The organism is Candidatus Neomarinimicrobiota bacterium (genome assembly GCA_016784545.1).
In the GTDB taxonomy this organism is placed as follows: Bacteria; Fidelibacterota; UBA8477; order UBA8477; family JABMPR01; genus JABMPR01.
On the sequence record JADHUM010000006.1, the window covers coordinates 50,662 to 72,043 of the forward strand.

Annotated in this window: 18 protein-coding genes; all 18 read right to left on the reverse strand. The window is 43.7% G+C overall.

Going from position 1 to position 21,382, the window contains the following annotated elements:
* Window positions 1-70: 70 nt before the first annotated feature.
* Entirely contained in the window at window positions 71-1,333 is a 1,263-nt protein-coding gene (locus ISR87_02630; protein MBL7024326.1) for an oligosaccharide flippase family protein, read from the reverse strand.
* Complete coding sequence (locus ISR87_02635; protein MBL7024327.1) at window positions 1,330-2,481, reverse strand: glycosyltransferase; 1,152 nt, start codon at window positions 2,479-2,481, stop codon at window positions 1,330-1,332. Before ISR87_02635 ends, ISR87_02630 begins: the two co-directional genes overlap by 4 nt.
* Window positions 2,468-3,331 (reverse strand): glycosyltransferase family 2 protein, encoded by an 864-nt coding sequence (locus ISR87_02640; GenBank protein MBL7024328.1) that lies wholly within the window; start codon window positions 3,329-3,331, stop codon window positions 2,468-2,470. Before ISR87_02640 ends, ISR87_02635 begins: the two co-directional genes overlap by 14 nt.
* The gene (locus ISR87_02645) at window positions 3,324-4,370 is read right to left on the reverse strand and encodes a glycosyltransferase (protein MBL7024329.1); all 1,047 of its coding nucleotides are present in this window, start codon (window positions 4,368-4,370) and stop codon (window positions 3,324-3,326) included. Before ISR87_02645 ends, ISR87_02640 begins: the two co-directional genes overlap by 8 nt.
* A gap of 90 nt (window positions 4,371-4,460) precedes the next feature.
* The gene (locus ISR87_02650; GenBank protein MBL7024330.1) at window positions 4,461-5,399 is read right to left on the reverse strand and encodes a glycosyltransferase family 2 protein; all 939 of its coding nucleotides are present in this window, start codon (window positions 5,397-5,399) and stop codon (window positions 4,461-4,463) included.
* A gap of 73 nt (window positions 5,400-5,472) precedes the next feature.
* On the reverse strand, window positions 5,473-7,044 hold the full coding sequence (locus ISR87_02655) for a tetratricopeptide repeat protein (GenBank protein MBL7024331.1): 1,572 nt from the start codon (window positions 7,042-7,044) through the stop codon (window positions 5,473-5,475).
* Window positions 7,031-8,938: a Na+/H+ antiporter NhaC family protein gene (locus ISR87_02660; protein ID MBL7024332.1), complete on the reverse strand. Its 1,908-nt coding sequence runs from the start codon at window positions 8,936-8,938 to the stop codon at window positions 7,031-7,033. The genes ISR87_02655 and ISR87_02660 overlap by 14 nt, the downstream gene beginning before the upstream one ends.
* A complete protein-coding gene (locus tag ISR87_02665; protein MBL7024333.1) occupies window positions 8,935-10,449 on the reverse strand; it encodes a sensor domain-containing diguanylate cyclase in 1,515 nt (504 codons plus the stop codon). Before ISR87_02665 ends, ISR87_02660 begins: the two co-directional genes overlap by 4 nt.
* Window positions 10,450-10,651: 202 nt before the next feature.
* Entirely contained in the window at window positions 10,652-11,182 is a 531-nt protein-coding gene (locus tag ISR87_02670; protein ID MBL7024334.1) for a hypothetical protein, read from the reverse strand.
* Window positions 11,183-11,236: 54 nt separating this feature from the next.
* Window positions 11,237-11,812, reverse strand: a complete 576-nt coding sequence (locus ISR87_02675) for a sigma-70 family RNA polymerase sigma factor (protein MBL7024335.1) — start codon at window positions 11,810-11,812, stop codon at window positions 11,237-11,239.
* Window positions 11,813-11,815: 3 nt separating this feature from the next.
* Window positions 11,816-12,814, reverse strand: coding sequence for a hypothetical protein (locus tag ISR87_02680; GenBank protein ID MBL7024336.1), 999 nt, complete (start codon window positions 12,812-12,814; stop codon window positions 11,816-11,818).
* A 2-nt stretch (window positions 12,815-12,816) separates the two neighbouring features.
* Window positions 12,817-13,632, reverse strand: a complete 816-nt coding sequence (gene uppP / locus ISR87_02685) for an undecaprenyl-diphosphatase UppP (protein ID MBL7024337.1) — start codon at window positions 13,630-13,632, stop codon at window positions 12,817-12,819.
* Window positions 13,629-14,297, reverse strand: a complete 669-nt coding sequence (pgeF, locus tag ISR87_02690; GenBank protein ID MBL7024338.1) for a peptidoglycan editing factor PgeF — start codon at window positions 14,295-14,297, stop codon at window positions 13,629-13,631. Before pgeF ends, uppP begins: the two co-directional genes overlap by 4 nt.
* Window positions 14,298-14,368: 71 nt before the next feature.
* The gene (locus tag ISR87_02695) at window positions 14,369-16,285 is read right to left on the reverse strand and encodes a penicillin-binding protein activator (GenBank protein ID MBL7024339.1); all 1,917 of its coding nucleotides are present in this window, start codon (window positions 16,283-16,285) and stop codon (window positions 14,369-14,371) included.
* 3 nt (window positions 16,286-16,288) lie between these two features.
* Window positions 16,289-18,115 carry a glutamine--fructose-6-phosphate transaminase (isomerizing) gene (gene glmS / locus ISR87_02700; protein MBL7024340.1) on the reverse strand — a complete coding sequence of 609 codons (1,827 nt, stop codon included), beginning with the start codon at window positions 18,113-18,115 and terminating at the stop codon, window positions 16,289-16,291.
* 50 nt (window positions 18,116-18,165) lie between these two features.
* Window positions 18,166-19,698 carry a glutamine-hydrolyzing GMP synthase gene (gene guaA / locus ISR87_02705; GenBank protein MBL7024341.1) on the reverse strand — a complete coding sequence of 511 codons (1,533 nt, stop codon included), beginning with the start codon at window positions 19,696-19,698 and terminating at the stop codon, window positions 18,166-18,168.
* Window positions 19,699-19,704: 6 nt separating this feature from the next.
* Entirely contained in the window at window positions 19,705-20,475 is a 771-nt protein-coding gene (gene surE, locus ISR87_02710) for a 5'/3'-nucleotidase SurE (protein ID MBL7024342.1), read from the reverse strand.
* Window positions 20,462-21,313, reverse strand: coding sequence for an acetyl-CoA carboxylase carboxyltransferase subunit beta (locus ISR87_02715; protein ID MBL7024343.1), 852 nt, complete (start codon window positions 21,311-21,313; stop codon window positions 20,462-20,464). Before ISR87_02715 ends, surE begins: the two co-directional genes overlap by 14 nt.
* Window positions 21,314-21,382: the final 69 nt, after the last annotated feature.

Below are 21,382 nucleotides of genomic sequence, written 5' to 3' on the forward strand. Positions count from 1 at the left end.
ATGCCGCAACTCATGCATAAATCAGAGCTAACTACAGTGGTGACAGTACGATGATCCCTGAGCATAATTATCAGGTACTTTTCGGGATATTTGATCCCCTCGCGAAGGTGAAGATAAAGGGTAGCATCAGTAAATAATATACAGCCATAACAAGGGCATAAATATTAATAAAGGTGGAAAATGCAAGGTCAAAGTAGTCAACCATTCCCAGAGAGATGACGGTCAAAGTTAAAAATCCAACCTGCCAGGCCAGAGATATGTACTGCTTATTGAATATATTATTGATAGCGCTTAATGGGGAAACCACAAATTTTGCTGCCATCATAGGAATCAGGTACCTGGCATACAATCCAGCCTGTGCCCAATTTTGGCCAAACACGATTACAAACAAATCCTGAATGATGAAATGCAGGAATCCAAATCCTACAATACTGAGCAAGGATAATTTCCAGAAGGTTGATTTTAGTGTTTTTTGAGCGCTGCCTGTTTCATTCTTCTCGCTAGTGGCCTCCTGGAAAAACACCTGACCGATTGAATTGCCCAGAAAACTCATGGGTAGGATCAGGATGCGATTGGCAAAAGAATAATACCCAAGCAAAGCTATGGAGAATATTGATGAAATTGAAATATTCAGCACATTTTGAGTCAACGTGTTTGAAAGGACGGCGGCCACTGAAAACTGAGGGAATCGTTTATATCTTTTTAGCAATATTTTTGTTGAACTCAGCGCTGGGAAAGAGAGCCGAAGCATGCGTCCCCTGAGATTGGTGAATAGCGCTACAATTTGAGTCAGGCTTCCCAGTATTTGGCCAAGAATTAGGCCCAACGCATCGCCCTTCAAGGTACCTGCAATCAGCTGAACACTACCATTGACCATTGATTTAATAACTGAGACTTTTGATAGAAGGGAAAACGCATTAAGTCGGGTGGCCAGGATGTTTAAGATATTAAATGTTGCCAGAATAAAGGTCAGAAGTGGCGTAAAATAGATATAGGTAGTCAATGCCTGATTGTTAATGGTATTCATTATTATAGGATGAAAGAGAATAATAGCCAGTAGCATAAGGACACTACTAATCGCCGCTAATGTCCATGATATAACAGTCAGATGCATGGCCTCTTCATCTGTATCGGGCAACATTATGGCTTGCTCATATCTGCCGCTAGATATGACAGATATCAAGGTTGCAATAGAAAGGAAAAGTGCCAGAATACCGAAATCTTCAGGGCTGTATATCCGGGTTAAAATAGGGCTGATTAAAAGTGGGATTGCTTGCCCGATACTGACCCCAGTTGCAAGGGTCAGGACATTTTTGTTAAAACTTGATTTCACGCCTGTTTCCTCGACAGTTCTCTTTGAATGGTCCTTTGCATATTCAGAGAAATCTCATCCCAACTATTTCCCCTGGCCAAATCTAGCGATAGTTCTGGTTGATGGTTCTCAGAGGCAGATCGTATCTGCGAAACAAATTCAGCATGTGATCTCCCTACAAAGATGATCTCACGTAAGGCCTCAATTGTGGATGAATAATTCATGGAAACCACTGCTTTTCCAGCAGCACTGTACTCATAAAGTTTATTCGGATTCAACGGTCTGGTTAATTCATCAACCACAAATGGGATGAGGGCAATATTAAATGTCTGTACATAGGCGGGTAAATCCTGATAACTGACCTTCCCCAGATAGGATAGGTTGTCCAGTCCTTTAAATGCTGGCTGATTTTCAAACCATCCCGGTCGGATTTCAGGCCCAATGAGGATAATTTCATGATCGGTATATGCTCTGCAAACCTCTCGAATTAATTCCGAGTCCAGCCAATCCATGGCTCCGGCATACCCAAGAATGGGTTTGGTAATACTTTTGAGGCGATCTGGTCGAGGTTGCAATGTAGAGAAATGCTCAAAGTCCACCCCATTCCCCAGCAAGTGAATATTTTGGGCTCCCAAACTCTCAATGCTATTACTGATTTCGGGACTCACAGAGAAGCAGAGATCAGCTACACTAAGATAGGTCTTCAGATATTCTTCTAACCAGCTTGGATTTCCTGGGAAATCAAGATGGGCATCATTGGCATCATAGAAATGCAGAGTTGCTCTTTGCCTGGCTGCAACCTTACCCCAGAAAACAGAACTGAGACCAATGACGCGGTTACGGCCAGAGAATCCCAGTAAGCCTGAGATGAACTTAAAATAGAGAGCTCCTGCTATCCCGAATACCCACCGCACAGGTCTGAAATTTAAAAGACTTGATATAAGGGGTTGAGGAATGGTTTTTAAAAATGGTACGGTTATTACAGTAATGTTTCCATGTCGTTTGGGAAACCAGTGTTGACGCTTCCCTAAAACGAAGGGTTCAATGAACAGAATTTTTATATCCGCAGGGAAACGATTTAGAATCTGTTGTTTCCTGGTGACCAGATAGTCCCACTTGATTTCAGAGAACCAGATCAAGCGTTTCATGGGAGCATCAACTTTCTGCACTGGTACTGTTTCCATTAGCTGTTCGATTTTTTAGATAAATGAACGCATATTTAAAGCTGAGAAGAATTTGAGAGACTAGGATCGTAGCCCACTGGTACCATTTTGCATGCGTAGCAATAATTCTTAATAAACCATCAAGTTTTCTTTTCAATTTAGAGAATGCAAATTCACCACCGATAGATGCTGAAACCTTATGATATATTTTGCTCTCAGGTACAAACAATAGCTCATATCCGGCTGCTCTGGTTCGCAGTGAAAGATCCACGTCCTCCCCATACATCTTGAATGATAGATCAAATCCACCCAGTTCAACAGCTAATTTGGTTGGCATCATCAGACAGCAACCCGTGATGTAATCTGTTATCTTAGGATTACCCTCAAGAGTTGACACATTTTTTCTAATATATCGATGCTCTACAACTCCCGTCCACAAGTTGATGTTTCCCCCACCATACCAAATGATATCTGGTACCGCAGAATAGCACATAAGCGGTGCCACCATACCAACTGCTTTTGAATAATCAAATCCTGCCAGCAACGGTTCAAGAAAATCGGGTTCCACCGTCGTGTCATTATTCAAAAAGATGACGTACTCAAAACCATGTTTTTGAGCCCATTCAAGGCCAGCATTATTTCCGCCTCCATAGAACAAATTTGACTCAAGCTCAATGATTTTAACGTCACTAAACTGCTTCTGAATGCGTGGGACTGAATCATCAGTGGATCCATTGTCAATAACGACGATTTCAGCATTGGAATAGGTCACCTTTTGTAGTGATTGAACACACCCTATGGTGTCATCTGCCCCATTCCAATTCAGGACGAGAATACAAATCCTTGGTTCAGGCATTTTGTAGATCCTGTATTAGCCGAGAACAAAAACTTTGAGTAGAATATTGAGATTTTGTGGCTTTGATATTTTCAGTCATTCTATCCTGATCCTCCTGAAGGAAAAATCTCAAAATAGTCTGGCCCAGAGCTTCAGGATTCTCTGGTTCCACCAGATATCCTGTCTCTCCCTCCTGTATATATTCTCCCAACCCTCCAACTTTTGTGGCGATGACGGGGCGATCCATCTGGAGCGCGATTCCAACAATTCCACTTTGGGTTGCAGAACGATATGGTAAAACCAGGACATCAGCTGCTGTGAAATAAAGTGGAAGCTCACTATCGGAAATAAATTCATTGCGAAATATGGTATATGATGAAATCCCCTCAGATTTAATCAGGTCCACATATTTTTGTGAATCCTCATAGGCTTCACCTAGAATGAGAGCGGTATAATCATCAAATTCGTGTTTAATGGCCCCCAGGGCTTTTATCATTATATCCAGGCCCTTATAGGGACGGATGAGACCAAAGTAGAGCACGATGGGATGTTGGGGCAAGTTTAGTTTTGCCCTTGCTTCAGCTTTGGTATGGCTGGATCGATATATTTCATAGAGGGGATGAAAGAGGGTCGATGTCTTCATTCCCGGATGATGTGTCTGGACATCCTGTGAAACCGATTTGGACATGGTGATTACATGGTCTACCCGGCCTAAAATTCTGCAGGCCATCCAAGAATCCAGAAAGGATTCCTCGTGGGGAACCAAATTGTCGATAAGAACGGCAACTTTAATAGATTTTTTGCGCAACTTTCCTGCGATGTAGCCAATGAGGGGGGCAAAAAACGGATTCCAGTAGCGGAAGATCGCCCATTCAGAATCGAATTCCCTTATCTGCTTAACTGCCTTAATCCAAGTAAGCGGGTTAATGGAATCGATGATTCGTTTTGACTGAAAATCTGAAGCCCGATCTCCAATTTTATATTCTGTTTTCCCGGGGAAAAGAATTGAAGGATATTGACGCTTGAAATTGATGAACTGGACCTGGTGGTCTTTACTCAATTCCTCGTAAATTAGTGCACTTAGATCGGATATACCCCCGCGATACGGCGGACCAACGCTGATTAAAGAGAGTCGCACAGAAAATTAAGATCAGTCATCACCGCGGATGACAGGATTCTCCTTATGGAGTGAGCTGGTTATGAGCTCACCCAAGAGCCCCATGGAAATAAACTGGCCTCCGATAATGGAGAGTAGCATGCCAATGTAAAAAATTGGACGACCTCCAATCCATTGCCCAGTCCCGAATAAATACTGGCGAAACCACTGAAAACTCAGGAAAGCAAGAATCGCCATTCCCAGGACAAGCAATAACATTCCTGCCAATCCAAAGAAATGCATGGGTTTACGCATGTATGTACCCAGGAACATGACTGTAAACAAATCCAGATACCCGGTAAATAGCCGTTTTATTCCGTATTTGGATTCACCGTATTTTCTAGCCCTGTGGGAAACCACTTTTTCTGTGCAAGTGAAACCTTTTTGCTTTGCCAGAACTGGAATGTAGCGATGCATCTCTCCATAGAGTTCAATATTTTTAACCACTTTGCGGGTATAAGCCTTAAGCCCACAATTAAAGTCGTGAATGGGGATACCCGAGAGGGTTGAAACTGTAAAATTATATAGTTTGGAGGGCCACCTCTTTCCAATGGGATCGTGACGGACTTTTTTCCAACCGGACACCATATCCCAACCAGAATCGAGGATGGCGATGAGCTCCAGAACTTCGTTTGGATCGTCTTGCAGGTCAGCATCCATGGTAATCACATAATCACCTTCACATTTTTGAAACCCCGTGTTTAAAGCCGTGGCTTTTCCATGATTTCGCTGAAATCCAATAGTTTTTACTCTGGGGTCTTGACTGCTAAGTTCGTGCATGATTTGGAGCGATTTGTCCTGACTGCCATCATCAATAAACAATATCTCAAATTCATGAGTTGATGGTTCCAGCGCTTCCCTGATTTGCTTATACAGTTCAACGAGTGATTCTTCTTCATTGTAAACGGGAATAACCAGGCTGATTAAACTCAATGTGCTTTCCTTCTGGTAATCATTTCTTCAATATTTGGAACATCATTTTTGTGTTTAAGTTCCCGACTCTCACTCATTTTAGCTTATCGGCACGCATATAGTAGATATAAGCCTCATTCGACTTTCCAAGATACTCTAAAACGTCTCCCATATGCATTAAAACCTCTGCATTGTCAGGGTTGATGGTGAGGGACCGATCAATGAATTCGCGGGCAAGTTGAACGTGGCCCAGTTTAAAATAGATCCAGCCTGCTGTATCCAGGTAGGGAGCATTATCGGGTTGGAGCACGAGTGCCCGTTCGACAAATTCAGCAGCATGCCTCAAGGTGTCTTCACCGACCTCCCCCTCTGTTATCAAATATGCATAATTGTTCAGGGCTAGATCATCCTCCGGATTGATTTCGATCAGTTGAAGATAGGTCTGGAGCACCTCTTCTCGACGACCGAAAAGCTCAAGTGTATTGGCAATTAAGTGGAGGGTTTGCTGATCGCCAGGTCTAAGCTTTAACGCAGCTCTCTGTGCATCGAGGGCAGCCTGGTAGTTTACAGAATCACCATAAGTTACTGCTATGTCATGCATGATGCTTCCCATAAGTCGGTGCAAAAAGAAATCTTCTGGAAAAGCCGGGAGGTAATTGGCCAAAACTTCACGAGCTTGTTGAACATCATCCACATCCAGATAGGTCCATACCAACATGGACACTGCATTTGCCAATTCAGGTTTGATTTCAATAATTTCGGAAAGCAGTGAACGAGCAGTTGTAGACTCCCCTGCATCGATTAATAGTTGGCTCAGTTTCAATTTCAATTCCCAGGCGTCAGGATACTCATCTACGACATCGGTGAGATAATCAATGGCTGCCATTTCACCATGCATGACCTTAACCAAATCGGTTTTCATGCTTTGCAGGTCCATTGAATAGGGAGCGACGTCTATGAGCGAATCCATGAGGGCTTCAGCCTCAAAGAATTGATTCATACCCAGGAATAATCTGATTTGTCGACCCACCAGATCCGTTTTTGTCGGCATCCGTTTTATCAGTTTGCTGTATAACTCAGTGATTTTGCCATAGTCATTAGCCGCAAGGAAAATGGATTCGGCTCGTTGCAAGGCAGCAATACGATCCGTATCCAATTCCCAGAGGCGGATGAGAAATTCTGCCTCACGGATGGAATCACCTAGCACATGATAAATCTGAGCTGATTGAAGAATTGCATAATCATTGTTGTACTCAATGTCGAGGATACGTTCAAAGTAACCCAGTGCCAGATCATGCTCCTTGTTCAGCTGGGATATCTCCCCCAATAATTCCAGGGCTTCAAGATTTCGAGGATCATATTTAATTACGTTAAGTAGAGAGGCATGGGCTAATTCCTTCTGTTTGGTCTGGAGATAAAGCTTGGCCAGTGAAAAATGAATATCAACCGCTCTGGGATCATAGCTGATGGCTCTTTTATATGCCATGATAGCCTGATCATATTTTCCAGCAGCTTCCAGATCAATTCCGTCCATGAAGGCATCAATGGCACGAGTATCATAGGTCTTGGGAGAATCATCACCGAAGAGAGATGAAATCAGCATAAATACGATTATCGTTACGATTCTGCCCATGGTCCGTTTTCGCATAATTCTAAAGGCTTTCAACTCCTTTAAGTTCAGATGGTTCGGCAGGAAGGAGTTTACCATAGAATTTTAGTATGAGAAACAGTGCCGTTATGCTGAAGGCATAAAGGATGATACCGGTCAAATAACCTGCACCTGGGATTAAACCAATTGGGAGAAAGCCAAATAAAATGGCTACGCCACCCACAACAAGAGCATATGGAAGTTGAGTTTGAACGTGGTCAACATTGTCTGCACCACTTGCCAGGGATGAGAGGATGGTTGTATCAGAAATCGGTGAACAATGGTCCCCAAAGGTTGCCCCACTAATGATGGCAGAAAATGTGGCCCAGAACATCACGTTATGAACATCCCCAGTCAATTGTACAGATAAAGGCACAATGAGAGGAATCAGTATGGACATGGTTCCATAGGATGTGCCCGTTGCAAAACTAATCAAAGCCGCAATAATAAAAGTGAGGGCAGGAAGTACTCCAGGGGAAATAAAGTCACGTGTGTAGTGAACAATAAAATCGGCGGTGTGAATATCAGTACACACGTTACCCAGGCTCCAGGCCAGGATAAGGATTATAACGGCCAGAAACATGGTTCTTGCCCCCTCAAACCAGCTTTCCAAAGCTGCCCTCAAGGTGAGAAGCTTTTGTCCCATGGCCATTGCAATAGCTACAAAGGTTGCGATGTAGCTGCCCCACAACAGGGCCTGACTTGAATTTGTGTTGTCCATGATTACCAGGATCTTTTGCAGGAAGCTTTGATTATCCGAAAATGTACCAGGCATACCTGTTATTACCATGCCAACCATGGTCATCACAATGACGATGAAGACTGGGATAACTGCATTGTACCAACGATGCGGAATACCCTCAGGCATGGCATTCCTTAGCAGTGAATCATCTGAAAGCGGATGTGCTCCAGGACGTAAAATTTCTCCAGTTGTAATGGCCCGTTTTTCAGCTTCGTACATGGGACCAAACTCTCGATTGGAGAGCGCGTTCATGAAGACGAATATGATGGCCAGGACTGCATAATAGCTGAAGGGGATAGACAATAAAAAGATAAGATAAGCATTTGTATGAATACCCAAGATTTGCAGCTGACCATCCAAGAGGGACATGGCGAAAACAATCCAGGTACTAATTATGCCAATACTGGCCACCGGTGCTGCTGTGGAATCGACAATGTAGCTTAATTTTTCTCGGCTGATACGCAGTTTGTCGGTAAAGGGTCTCATGGTATTTCCCACAAGAAGACTGTTGGCATAGTCATCAAAAAAGATGAACAATCCCATTGAAGCGGTGGCGACCTGGCCACGGATTCTGGTCTTGGCAAATTTTGCTGCGATAGCCACAATGCCAGCCAGGCCTCCGTTGCGTTGGACAATTCCAATAAGTCCGCCAAAGCCAAAGGTGAAAAGTAAAATCGTCGCGTGACCAGAGTCGGCAAGATTATTGACGATATACCCATCTAGAGAGCTTAGAAAGCCTTTGATGGGATTGTAGCTCATCATAATAGTCACACCTACCCAGATACCGGCGAACAGTGAGATCAGCATTTCTTTGGTTAACAGGGCCAGGACAATGGCCAAGAGTGGGGGCAATAGACTCAACCAGCCAGGAATTGACGATACGTCCTGCCTCTCAATGCCACCATCATTAAGAGCGTATTCCAGAACCGTACTTCCCTGAATTTTTACATCTGCTTCACCCATGGCACTGGTGATCTTAAAAGAGCTTCCTGAAAGATCCCTGATGATAACGGGATGCTCAGGGCTGGCTTCGGTAAAGCCTTCCCAATTGATTTCAAAAGGTACATTTGATAAAATGATTGGGGGCAGATCAATCGTTTGGGCAGATGCAGGTTCGCCAAAAACAATAAAGATAGAAACGAGACTGAGAATCAGCTTACCCGGTTTCAAGCGCGTGATTTTGGCACCATACCTTTCTCGTATTTGACAACTTGATCTCCGCCTCGACGCTTGGCTGTGTACATGGCAGCATCAGCTGACTGGATTAAATCCTGCATGGTTTCGCCGTCTCGTGGGAACTCTGAAAGGCCAATACTGATTCTATTTTCAATATTTGTTTCGTTCATTTCGAATTGGTGTTCACGAACAGCTGTACAAATTCTTTTGGCACTGGCCATACAGGCGGATGCGTCAGCATTCACCATAATAACTACAAACTCCTCGCCACCATAACGGCCAGGGATATCACTGGTACGAATTGAATCTCGTATAATTTGTGAAATTTCTTTGAGAACGAAATCACCAACGAGATGTCCATAGGTATCATTGACCAATTTGAATTTGTCCAGATCCAGGAATAAGACAACCAAAGAATTTTGATAGCGACCGGCACGGGCCAATTCTTCCTCGAAGCGTTGTTTTAAAGCTCGGATATTGTAGAGATGGGTCAGTGTATCAATTGTCGCATAGTTATTGAGGCGCTCGTACAGGCTAAAGCGAGTCAGTGCAGCCCCCAGACTCTGACTGATCATCTCGAAGATACCCATTTCGCTCTGCTTGACTGGATATTCTTTCGATGACTCGAGAACCAGCACACCTGGTCCATTTTTAACTTTCACCAGGGGAAAGCCAATCACCTGACTATATGGGTATTCCTCAAAATCTCCAGTTCTGTATATGCCTTCTGGAGCCGCATCGCTACTTTGCTTATAAATGAAGTGGTGGCCGGTGAGAATAGTTTTACTCACGAGGGAATTGTAAACAGGATAACTCATCCCCTGTTGTAAGCCTGTCTCATCTCCTTCAATTGAATCTATCATGAAATATTCGGGTGTATTTTCTGGATGGAGGACGAGCACAGCTCGATCAAAATTAAGAAAATATTTTCCAAACCGAGTTATCTCAAACAAAAAATCTGTCTTAGTCGCTGCCACATTTAGATGGGTGTTTACTTCAAGCATGATAGATAGGTGATCTGATCGGTCCTTGTAACTCTCCAACAGATTTGATGTAATCGAGTTACTGGTGATGCTAGCGGCCACTTCGTCGAAGACCTCCAGGTTAATCATATCTCGATCAAATTCTGCTGGGAAAATGGAAAGTAAAAATCCATCTATACTTTCGGGCTCACCCAGGGGGGATAGAACTGAGTATTCTGCCCAATCCGCTGGCTCAGTTGAAAACATGGCGGCATTTTCCTGATTGAGAATAAACTTACTAGTAATTTCTTTTGTGGCCGTCATCTCCACAATGGCTGGGACATCAGAAGGTATAGACTCGAACAAGTGGGCTTTGTTAGTAGGTAGATCCTGAAGATCAAATTCAGGTCCATCGTTCTTTACGAACAAATAGACATTTGCATCTGGATAAATGCGGTAGAGTATATTGAGCAGGTGGCGGATTTGGGACTTAAAGAATGGCTTCGCATCTATATTCGCTAAATCAATATCTGTGAGCGCCATGATCGAACCTTTCCCTGCTGGACTTCATCGAAATTTTCCTCGAGAAGATATCTATTTCAGAAATTCTTTAGAATACGTCATTTCAGACGATTTACGCCATAGACTTAAAGTTAAAAGTTAAGAGTACCAAAATCAATTGATACTCCTCTTCTAGCAAGGATAAAATAAGATTTTATCTAGAGGGATTTTGTGGGGCTAAAGTTTATTTCTTTCCACTGACCAATTGCATTGATTGGTTATTGGAATTAATCGTTGAATTCTGAAGTGTTAGGGAGTCTGAAGAAGCGTTTGCAGAACTATCAGTCACTTCTGCCAGTGATTGAGAGGGTTGAGCTGGATTTATCTTTTCCCCAGCGAAATTTAATTGAACATCTGGTTTCATTGGAGATTTTGGATCTATCAAGACATTAATTCCAAGTGCCACTACCAAACCGGCTGCAAGGGCGTAACCCGCGACCCTTGAATATGAGGAGGCGTAAATTTTTTGCCAAACAGTTTCCTGATTAAGTGTATCGATCCGTGATAATAAGGTTGATGTAAATTCAGGTGAAGCTTTGAGGGTGCGAAGACTATGAAGTGTTTCAATAGCGTCGGTTAATTTTTCAAACATCTCCATGCAGGAGGAACATGAGGCTAGATGACTGTCTACCTTAGCTCTGATTTCAGATGGGAGCGAATTTTCCTGATATTCGGTGAACTGTTCACAAATAAATGTGCAATCTGTATTTTGCATGTCTAATCTTCCTCGATGTATGGTGCTCTAACAATAGCGTTTTTGGCTATAGGATTACTCCTTTAGGTAGCTCAATGTTTCCTGTAATTTCAAACGTGCTCTATTGACACGCGATTTGACAGTGCCCATTGGGATGTCGAGTATTGTACTGATGTCTTCGTAAGAAAGTTCCTGAATATCTCGTAAAATTACTATGGTTTTAAATGGCTCTGGGAGCGCATAAATAGCCCTCATTATTTCTTCCCCAGCATAACTATTAAAAACAATACCTTCTGTGTCCTTGCCAGGATCAACGGGGGTAAATTCATTGTCATCAAAGGACAGATCTGACATCGTATAAGTTTTACGACGTTTACGTTTTCTTAGTTCAGAGCGGGCCAGATTTCCAGCTATTGTATAGATCCATGTAGAGAATTTTGCGATTTCACGGTAGGCATGTTTATTCTTGTAAACTTTTAAAAATGTTTCCTGAACCATGTCTTCTGCATCAGTCATATCATGGAGAAATCGATATACAAAGTTTACCAGACGATCCTTATAACGATCAACTAACTCGACAAAGGCATTCTCATTCCCAGCTTGAAACTCTGCAATAAGTTGCTCGTCTGTTTTTATTGGCTTTTCACTCATTCCTTACACAACCTTTGACACCCATTCAGTAAAAGCAGTTAGCGTATCCATGGAACCCAATCTAAACTTCAAGTCCAGATTTGCCAGCTCGCGTGTGGCATCCTGTAATTCTTCAAGCGTATAATTTTTTGAAACTGAACCCAATTTGTTTAAAAAATACCCTGATGTCGCACCCTGGCTGATAGTTTTACGGGCTTCAGGTGATTCTCTAAGGGCCATGAGTTGGATAAGACAGTTGTAGAGGAGGGAGACCAGATAAGGAAGACCTTCCTTCCCCTGATGGTCAATTTCTACCAATGTCTGAATGGCCACCTGACGATCGCGATTAAAAATGGCGTCAATAAATTGTGATGCATGTGCATTTTCAATATCCCCGGCCACCTGGTCTATTACTTCTCGACCGATGGGTACAGAAACATCATCGAGGTAGAGCGTCATTTTTTCAAGCTCATTATCGATGATGGCTAACTCACCACTGCTCAACTCTATCAAGCGATAAATTCCAGCTTCGTCTATATTGAGATCGCGCGAAGTGGCCATTTTCCCAACGAGTCCCGGCAGCTGGGAGGATTCCGGGCTGGTCATGGAAACGACTTGAGCAACCCCCTGGATAGCGTCAAGCCATTTTGCCCTTCTAAAATCACTGACAGAGTAATGGGCAAGTACAACGGTATCCTCAGGCAAATTTCCCAGCATTTCAGCTAATTTGGTTTTCACAGCGGTCCCTGCATCCTGAATTTCATGCAGCATGATGAGACTGGCTGATGAAAAGAGGCCTCCCCCGCCAAGCAAATTACTGACATCTGTTGCCAGCTTCAAATCTGCACCCCAGCGTTGAACCAGGCTGGCGTTTTCACCATAGCGTTGCTTGAAAGCAGCTCGAAATTCACTCAGGAATTTTCTATACAGATAATAGTCTGAACCCATGGCAAAATATAGACTACCTATTCTCCCCTTCTGGAGTTCCGAAATTGTCTGACTATAGCTTTGCTTTGGGGACATGGTTAAAAGAAAAACAATCCTATTACTGCAATGGTGAAACAATACCAGGCAAAATAATGAAACTTGCCGCTCTTTAACAATTGAAGCAGCCACTTCAGGCTAAATATTCCAACCACAAATGATATGACCAATCCAATGAGCAAAATTGAAACTTCATCTGATGATATGCCGACTTTCAACAGATCAAGGAACTCTAGGACTGTAGCTGCGATGATGAGTGGTAGTACCATGATAAAACTGAATCTTGCAGCCTGCTCCTGCTTAACCCCGAGTCCAAGAGCCATGGAAATAGTTGATCCTGAGCGTGAGATGCCCGGGACGAGCGCCAGAGCTTGAGCAAACCCGATAAGCAGGGCTTTTTTAAAATCAATTTGCTTGTCTGACTTCTTAAAATACTTGGTTGATAGCAGCATTGAGCCAGTAAATAAAAGCGCAAAACTGACCATGAAGGGTTGTGAGAATAATTCGCTGATCTGATCCCGTAATAAGAGACCAACTACACCGGCTGGTAGCATGGCAATGAGCATAAGTACAGCGGTCTTGAAATCATCATTGTTCTGATACTCTGTGGACCAACTACCTGGTTTAAGCAGACGCACAAAAAACACTTGGACCAGATGCACAATATCTTTCCAGAAGACGACCAGGACCGCCAGAAAAGTACCGAGGTGCACAACCAGTTCAAAAGCGATACTATTTCCAAAGGAATGGGAACCCAAGAGGGCTTCACCTAGAACCAGGTGACCAGAACTTGAAACTGGGAGAAATTCGGTTAGACCTTGTATGATGGCAAGGATTGCTGCGCTCAGGGGACTCATTGGTTTATTCCTATTACTGACATCATTCTTCCGGTGGTTCCAGCATCGCGACGATGGGAGTAAAAGAGGCTATCCTCTTTATAACTACAGTAAGGTAATGTCTCAATGTGATGGGCTGGTACACCCAATCGAATGGCTGTGTCTCTCAAGTAGGCATTGTTATCGAACAAATATCTATTCCTACCTTGTAAAGGTATTAAAAATTCTGCAGGAAATTTATCACTGAATTCCGGACCCACTTCAAAATTGTCCTGAGACAATCCTGGTCCAATAACCAGGTAGAGGGATTCCAATTCGGCCCCCATTTCAGTGTGCATTTTCTTCAATGTTTTCCCCAGAATATCAAGTTCAGAGCCCTGCCATCCAGAATGCACTGCTGCGACAAGAAGGTCTTTATCAGACCATATAAGAATGGGTGAGCAATCCGCTGTGAGGACCCGTAGATAAACGCCTGGTTGAGCAGTAATGAGAGCATCTTGACTGGCATATTCGCCAGGCTGATCAATAATTTTAACTCCGTCCCTACCTATCTGAAGGGGTTCAGCAAGTTGTGCTGGGTTGATTCCGAACTCCTTAAAAAACAATTGTCTATTTGCAGCAACGTTGGCTTCGCTATCACCACGGGATGTGGACATATTCAATCCTTTGAAAGGGTGTGGGCTCACTCCCCCAAGACGAGTCGAAAATCCCAGCGAGATGTGTGGGGATTGAGTGAGTATTTGAGGTTTAATAACCCTTATTCGATCTCCGATGTTGACTCCATATCAAGAATACCCGTATCAAGACTATCCATGGAGAAAAATCCGGAATTATCATAGTACCCTGTTAATTCAAATGAATTCTCAACATAATCCATGAGAAAGACCAGATCATTTTCACGCCGGGTTGCCCCGCCCCACTGTACTTGATGTACCAATCCTTCGTAAATGGGAGCGTTTATCATGACTTCCCAGAGCTTACTCCCAGAGCCTCCTGCATATTGAGCTGATTCAAGCAACATCCCCATAACATCATAGCCAAGATAATCGTATTGATCAGGTCGATGTTTAAAAATACGAACATACTCATCGGAGAAAGCAGGACTCATCTTCTGAAAACCAAGTCTATCCCCTGCCACGACGGTTAAATCCTTTATGTAGCTCGCATCCTTCTTCAAGGCATCTTTATCAAGCCAATTCTCATCACCAAGTATATGCGTAACCAGATTATTGCTGGCAAGTTGATAGAGTATATAGCGCATATTGCCTTCATGGATGGGGAAGAAAATTCCATCGATGTGGGACAATTTAACGCCTAAAGAGTCTCCGCGGGTAGGTCTTGATTTTTTGAAAATAGGATTTAGTTGTTCCTCATAAATGTTTATTGAATCTCCCTCAGTAAGCATTCCAATGAGCAAGGAGTCCAGGCGCAATGAGTCTGCTTGAAATTTAGTATAGAGCTCTTCCAGCCCCTGTTCTCTGATTCTCCGGAAATGAACCTTGCTGAGATCTGTGGGTTCACCAACATACCAGCCCTGATACTGAATAATGCCACCCATTTCATCGACACGCATGGCAAAATTATCTGCGAATTGCTGTCCATACTCTGTAGAAGGAGCAATAATCGCGAAAGTTTTCAATCCCAGAGTCTGTACCGCATATTCAGCCATGGCTACAGCTTTACGTTCTCTGGTGGATCGGTATTGGAAAATGCCTTTGGATAGGTTGGTCAGGTGATTTTCAGTCGCCGTTGGGGCAATAATGGGAATAGAGTGACCTTCCAGCACGGCAGCGGTGCCTTTGACATTTTCATTGGTTAAGGGACCTATCATGGCGATGACCCGAGGATCATCTCTTACCTGTCTGGCAATATTGATGGTCTCAGATAATTTGCTTTCATTATCGTAGATGTGCAGCTCAATCCCCTGATCCGTACTATCCATGTAGTTCATCGCTGAAAATTTTATCCCATCCAGGATTGTGCTCCCTATATCACCGAGAGGTCCAGTCAGTGGAAGAACGACAGCCACGTGGAGTGTATCAGTCTGATTTGACCCAAATTTATTATAAAGAGAGATTGCTTTTTTGCGGAGATCATCATCCTTGATATAGGGACGCATATTGAAGAGAATACTAATTGATTCCCCTTTATTCCCATCTTTGATAAAGCGCTCGGCTACGAGGAGAGACACATACTGGCCTGTCCTATCAATTGATCTGCCTGCCAGCGCATGCAAATCATCCACATCACAAGCTGTGGCAATGAGTGATTCGGCGAATTCGCGAGCTGCTTTTCTTATTTTTTTGTCTTTGGTTGTGATGGCAGAAGATGCAAAATACCAGGCTGCTTCACGGGCATCGCCTAGATCAAGATGGATCTCACCAATGAGAAATTCAAGGTCATCCAGATAATTACTGCCAGGGTAGGAAGCGGGGAAGTCGCGGGCGAGCATAAGGGCACGCTGACTGAATCCCAGTTTATTGTAGCATCTAATTCTCATGTAGGACGAGGCAGAACGTTGGGGATTGAGTGAGTCTTCCTCATCTGCCAATTCAGCAAATACTCGCAAAGCCTCCCAATACGCTCCCTTATTATAAAGTGAGACCCCATCCTTAAAATCAGGTCGTGCTCCAAAAATGAAGAGGGGAACGAGTAAAATTAGAAGTTTCCTCATGAATTACTCCACCGTTACGCTCTTTGCTAAGTTTCTAGGTTGATCCACGTTGCAACCACGCTCTACAGCAATATAATAGGAGAGAAGTTGCAGGGGTATGACGTTCAAAATAGGAGCTGTAAATGATAAGGCCGCTGGAACGTAGAGGACATGGTCTGCTATATCCTTGATTCTGGTATCCCCTTCTGTGGCCAGGGCAATGACTCGTCCATGTCTGGCTTTAACTTCTTCGATATTACTGATAATTTTATCATAAGTCTTGTCCTGGGGAGCTATGGCAACAATGGGCATGGATTTGTCAATCAAGGCAATGGGACCATGTTTCATCTCAGCAGCAGGATATCCTTCAGCATGGATATATGAAATTTCTTTGAGTTTGAGTGCTCCCTCAAGGGCAACAGGAAAGTTGACGCCGCGACCCAGATATAAAAAGTTTGCAGCATCTGAGTACAATTTAGCGATTTCAGCAATTTGTTCAGCTTGCTTCAATACCCATTCAACATTCTCTGGAAGTTTCTGCATGGCCTGACTAATCTCAAGCCCATCCTCCCTGCTCATCCCCATCAACCGGGCGAGTTTCAGGGTGAGTAATGACAATACGGTCACCTGGGATGTAAACGCTTTGGTGGATGCGACGCCAATTTCTGGACCAGCATGGATATAAACGCCAGCTTCCGTTTCTCTGGCAATTGAACTCCCGACGACATTGCATATTCCCAGGACGGTTGCCTCACGGGTCTTGGCTTCCTGGATGGCAGCCAAGGTGTCTGCCGTTTCTCCTGACTGACTGATGGCGAATACAATTGATTTTGCATCCACCAGGGGTTCCCGGTAGCGAAATTCACTGGCATACTCAACTTCGCAAGGTATACGGGCGAATTGCTCAAACATCATCTCACCAATCAGCGCGGCATGCCAGGACGTCCCACAGGCCGTAAAATAGCGTTGATCTGCGTGTAGTATTGAGCCAATCATATGATCGATACCACCCAGATGGGCATCCCCTGTCTCGGGAAGTAAGCGCCCCCGCATGGCATCATAGATAGTCTGTGGCTGGCTAAAAATCTCCTTAAGCATAAAATGCTCGTAGCCACCTTTCTCAACTTCCTCAAGATTAAAGGTGATTTTATGAATTTTTTTATCAACGGGTTCATCATCACCAGAATAGGTCTTCACTCCTTCTGGTGTCAGGATTCCTATTTCCTCATTATCAAGGTAAATGACATCCTTTGAATATTGGAGAATGGCAGCCACATCGGAGGCCACATAGAATTCACCATCACCCACTGCCATAATGAGGGGTGCACCTTTGCGAGTGCAGACAATTTTTTCCGGTTCATCCGTATGGATAACAGCCAGTCCATAAGCACCAACAACATGGGAGAGAGCTTCTCTTACAGCATGTTCAAGATTGCCACGATATGCCTGGCTAACCAGGGCAGCTATCACCTCTGTGTCGGTCTCACTGCTAAATTCATAGCCAGAGCTGATTAGTCCATCTCTGAGCACCTTATAATTTTCGATGATTCCATTGTGGACCAGGGCTACTTTCCCGTCTTGACTGGTGTGGGGATGCGCATTTGAAATGGTAGGTGGACCATGTGTGGCCCAGCGTGTGTGTCCGATTGCCACATTACTGCCCATTTTTTGACGGGCCAAAAGCCCCTGCAGCTCGTCAACTTTGCCAGTCACCTTTTCCAAAATCATTTTTTCAGAATCCATCATGGCGATACCACAGGAGTCATAACCCCTGTACTCCAATCGCTGTAAACCCTGAATGACGACAGGAATTGCATTATTTTTACCGATGTAACCAACTATTCCACACATATTTTACCTACTATAGTTTTCTGCTAACAAATGGAGTCAGGAATTAAATGTTACTCCCACTCAATAGTTCCAGGTGGCTTTGAGGTCACATCATAAACAACCCGGTTCACGCCACTCACTGAATTAACTATTTTGCTGGAGATATCTGCAATGATTTCATAAGGAATTCTGACCCAATCAGCTGTCATTCCATCCAAACTGTGAACAGCTCTAATGGCTAACACGTTTTCGTAAGTGCGCTTATCCCCCATAACACCTACGGTTTGAATGGGAAGTAAGACAGTGAAAGCCTGCCATATTTTATCATACCATCCAGTTTCATAAAGTTTATCTATAAATATTTGATCAGCGGCTCTCAATATGCGTAGCCGATCTTCGCTCACAGCTCCCAGACAACGTACAGCCAGACCGGGTCCTGGGAATGGATGTCGCCCAATTATTTTAACCGGCACATTTAAAACTCTGCCAACAGCCCTAACTTCATCTTTAAAGAGTTCGTTAAAGGGTTCGATAACCTTCAAGGCCATTTTCTCTGGAAGACCACCAACATTATGGTGACTTTTAATCGTAACTGCATGTCCCGTCAATGAACCACTTTCGATGACATCTGGATACAGGGTCCCCTGGGCCAGAAAGTCAATGCCCTGGATTTCTCTGGCAACTTCTTCAAAGGCTTCTATAAAGACCCTTCCAATAATTTTACGCTTTTTTTCAGGCTCAGTCACTCCTTCGAGTTCTGAGAGGAAAGCTTCAGTATAATCATGCTGGTAAATTTTTACATGGGAGGCTTCAAAAAGTGATTTTACTTCTTCCGTCTCATGTTCACGCAACAGGCCATTATTGATAAATACAGGTACACAATTATCACCAATGGCTTCATGCATGAGAAATGCAAGTACAGAAGAATCGACCCCACCACTTAAACCAAGCAAAACCTTCCCGTCACCCACAGTAGCTTGAATTTCCTTAATAGCCGCATCAACGAAGCTGGACGAGGTCCAATCACGACTGAAGTCAGCAATTTTAAATAAGAAATTACTAATTATGGTTTGCCCCTGAACGGTGTGGTTCACTTCAGGGTGAAACTGTACGCCATAAAAATCTTTTGACTCATTAGATATGCCTGCAATCAGATTACCACTTGAGCGGGCAATGATGCTAAAATTTTCAGGAATAGTTTCTACATGATCGCCATGACTCATCCAGACCTGAGATCCTTCACTCACGCCCTCAAATAGAGGACTTTTTGCCGGGAACTGGATTCCCATGGGGCCGTATTCTCTGGTTTCGCCAGGAATTACATTTCCCTTGAAATGCTGGGCCATAATCTGGAGTCCATAACACACACCAAGGATGGGTATCCCCAATTCAAAAATAGCAGGGTCGACCTGGGGGGCATGTGCTTCAAAAATGCTGTTGGGACCACCAGAAAGGACCAATGCCTTTGCTCCCATGGTTTGTATTTCAGTTGCGCTTAAATCAGAACGTTCAATGCGACAATAGACCTGCTCTTCTCTTATGCGACGAGCAATGAGCTGCGTATACTGAGAGCCAAAATCTAATATCAATACTAATTCGTGCATGGTCTGCTACCCTAATTTCAGTTCCCAGGATTTTAATGCCTGCATATAACCTGTGTTGGTAAGTTCATAGTGAAGTGGAGTAAGTGTCACATATCCTGCTCGTACTGCATTCTCATCCATATCTGGATCAGGATTTTCATAACTACGGGTGCCAGACAACCAATAATAGACCCTTTTACGGGGATCCTCGCGTCTGTCCATTTTTTCCTTATAGGTACCACTTCCCTGCCTGGTCACAGAAAAGCCTTTAAATGAACTATAATCACCTGCAGGAACATTCACATTCAGAAGCGTACCCTCCGGTAAGCCTTCTTTAAGAATTCTCTCGGCCATAATATGGGCGACTTTGCCTGCAGCTCTAAAATCCTTCTGCACAAATGAATCCAAGGAGATGGCCATGGATGGGATGCTTAATATGGTTCCCTCATAGGCTGCAGAAACAGTCCCTGAATAAATAATATCAACACCCACATTGGCGCCCTGATTTATCCCTGATATGACGAGGTCTGGTCTCTCTACCAGCCCACCATTGATTGCCAATTTTACACAATCCGCAGGGGTCCCACCGACAGCCCAACCAAAGTGCGCGTCGTCCTTAAATATTTCCGTCACTTTGAGGGGATCTGAAATGGTTATGGCATGCCCCATTGCACTCATTTCAAATAGGGGTGCAACAATGGATATTTCTGCAAAATCTGATAATGATTCTGCCAGGGTTTCAATTCCTGGCGCATTTATCCCGTCATCATTGGTAAGTAGAATTTTAGGCTTTTGCATGAAGAATATCTAGAATTTCTGCAACCTGCTTCTTGAGGTCATCTCTGGGGACAATCAAATCAAGGAAGCCCTTTTCCAACAGAAATTCAGCACGCTGAAAACCTTCGGGTAGATCAGCACCAATGGTCTGCTTAATAACTCTTTCTCCAGCAAAGCCAATGAGAGCTCCGGGCTCGGCAATATTCACATCACCCAGCATGGCAAAACTTGCTGTAACCCCACCAGTTGTAGGGTCAGTCATTATGGAGATATATGGAACTTTTGCATCTGCCAACTGGCTGAGTTTGGCAGAAGTCTTGGCCATTTGCATAAGGGAATATGCTCCCTCCATCATGCGCGCTCCCCCAGACGCGGATACAATGATCAGGGGTATTTTCTTCTCTCTCGACAGATCGGCAGCTTTTGCGAGCAACTGGCCAACAGCTGAACCCATGCTACCACCTATAAAAGAGAAGTCCATCACTGCAACCACAATTGGTTTCTCGAACATGAGTCCTTCATAAACCTGAACTGCCTCATTGTGACCCGTTCGCTGCTGAGCGGCGGCGATTTGGTCGGAGTACTTTTTTTGGGCTTTGAATTTTAGGGGGTCAAGGGGTTTGATGCCTTGAAAATGTTGTTGTCGGCCATCCGTATCCAATAAAAGATCTACATAGCTGGCAGCGGGAATTCTAAAGTGGTATCCGCACTTGTAGCAAACATTATTGCTTTGCATCAACTCTGCTTTATACAGGATCTGGCGGCAACTGGGACATTTTACCCAGAGACCTTCTTTTATATCCTTCTTTTCAGAATTTATAGTCTGAATATTTTTATCTTTTCGTCGAAACCAGCTCATTCAAATTCCTTAAAATTATACAGGTATTTCACCCTGATACATAATAACCTACAAAGCAAGTTAGACCAA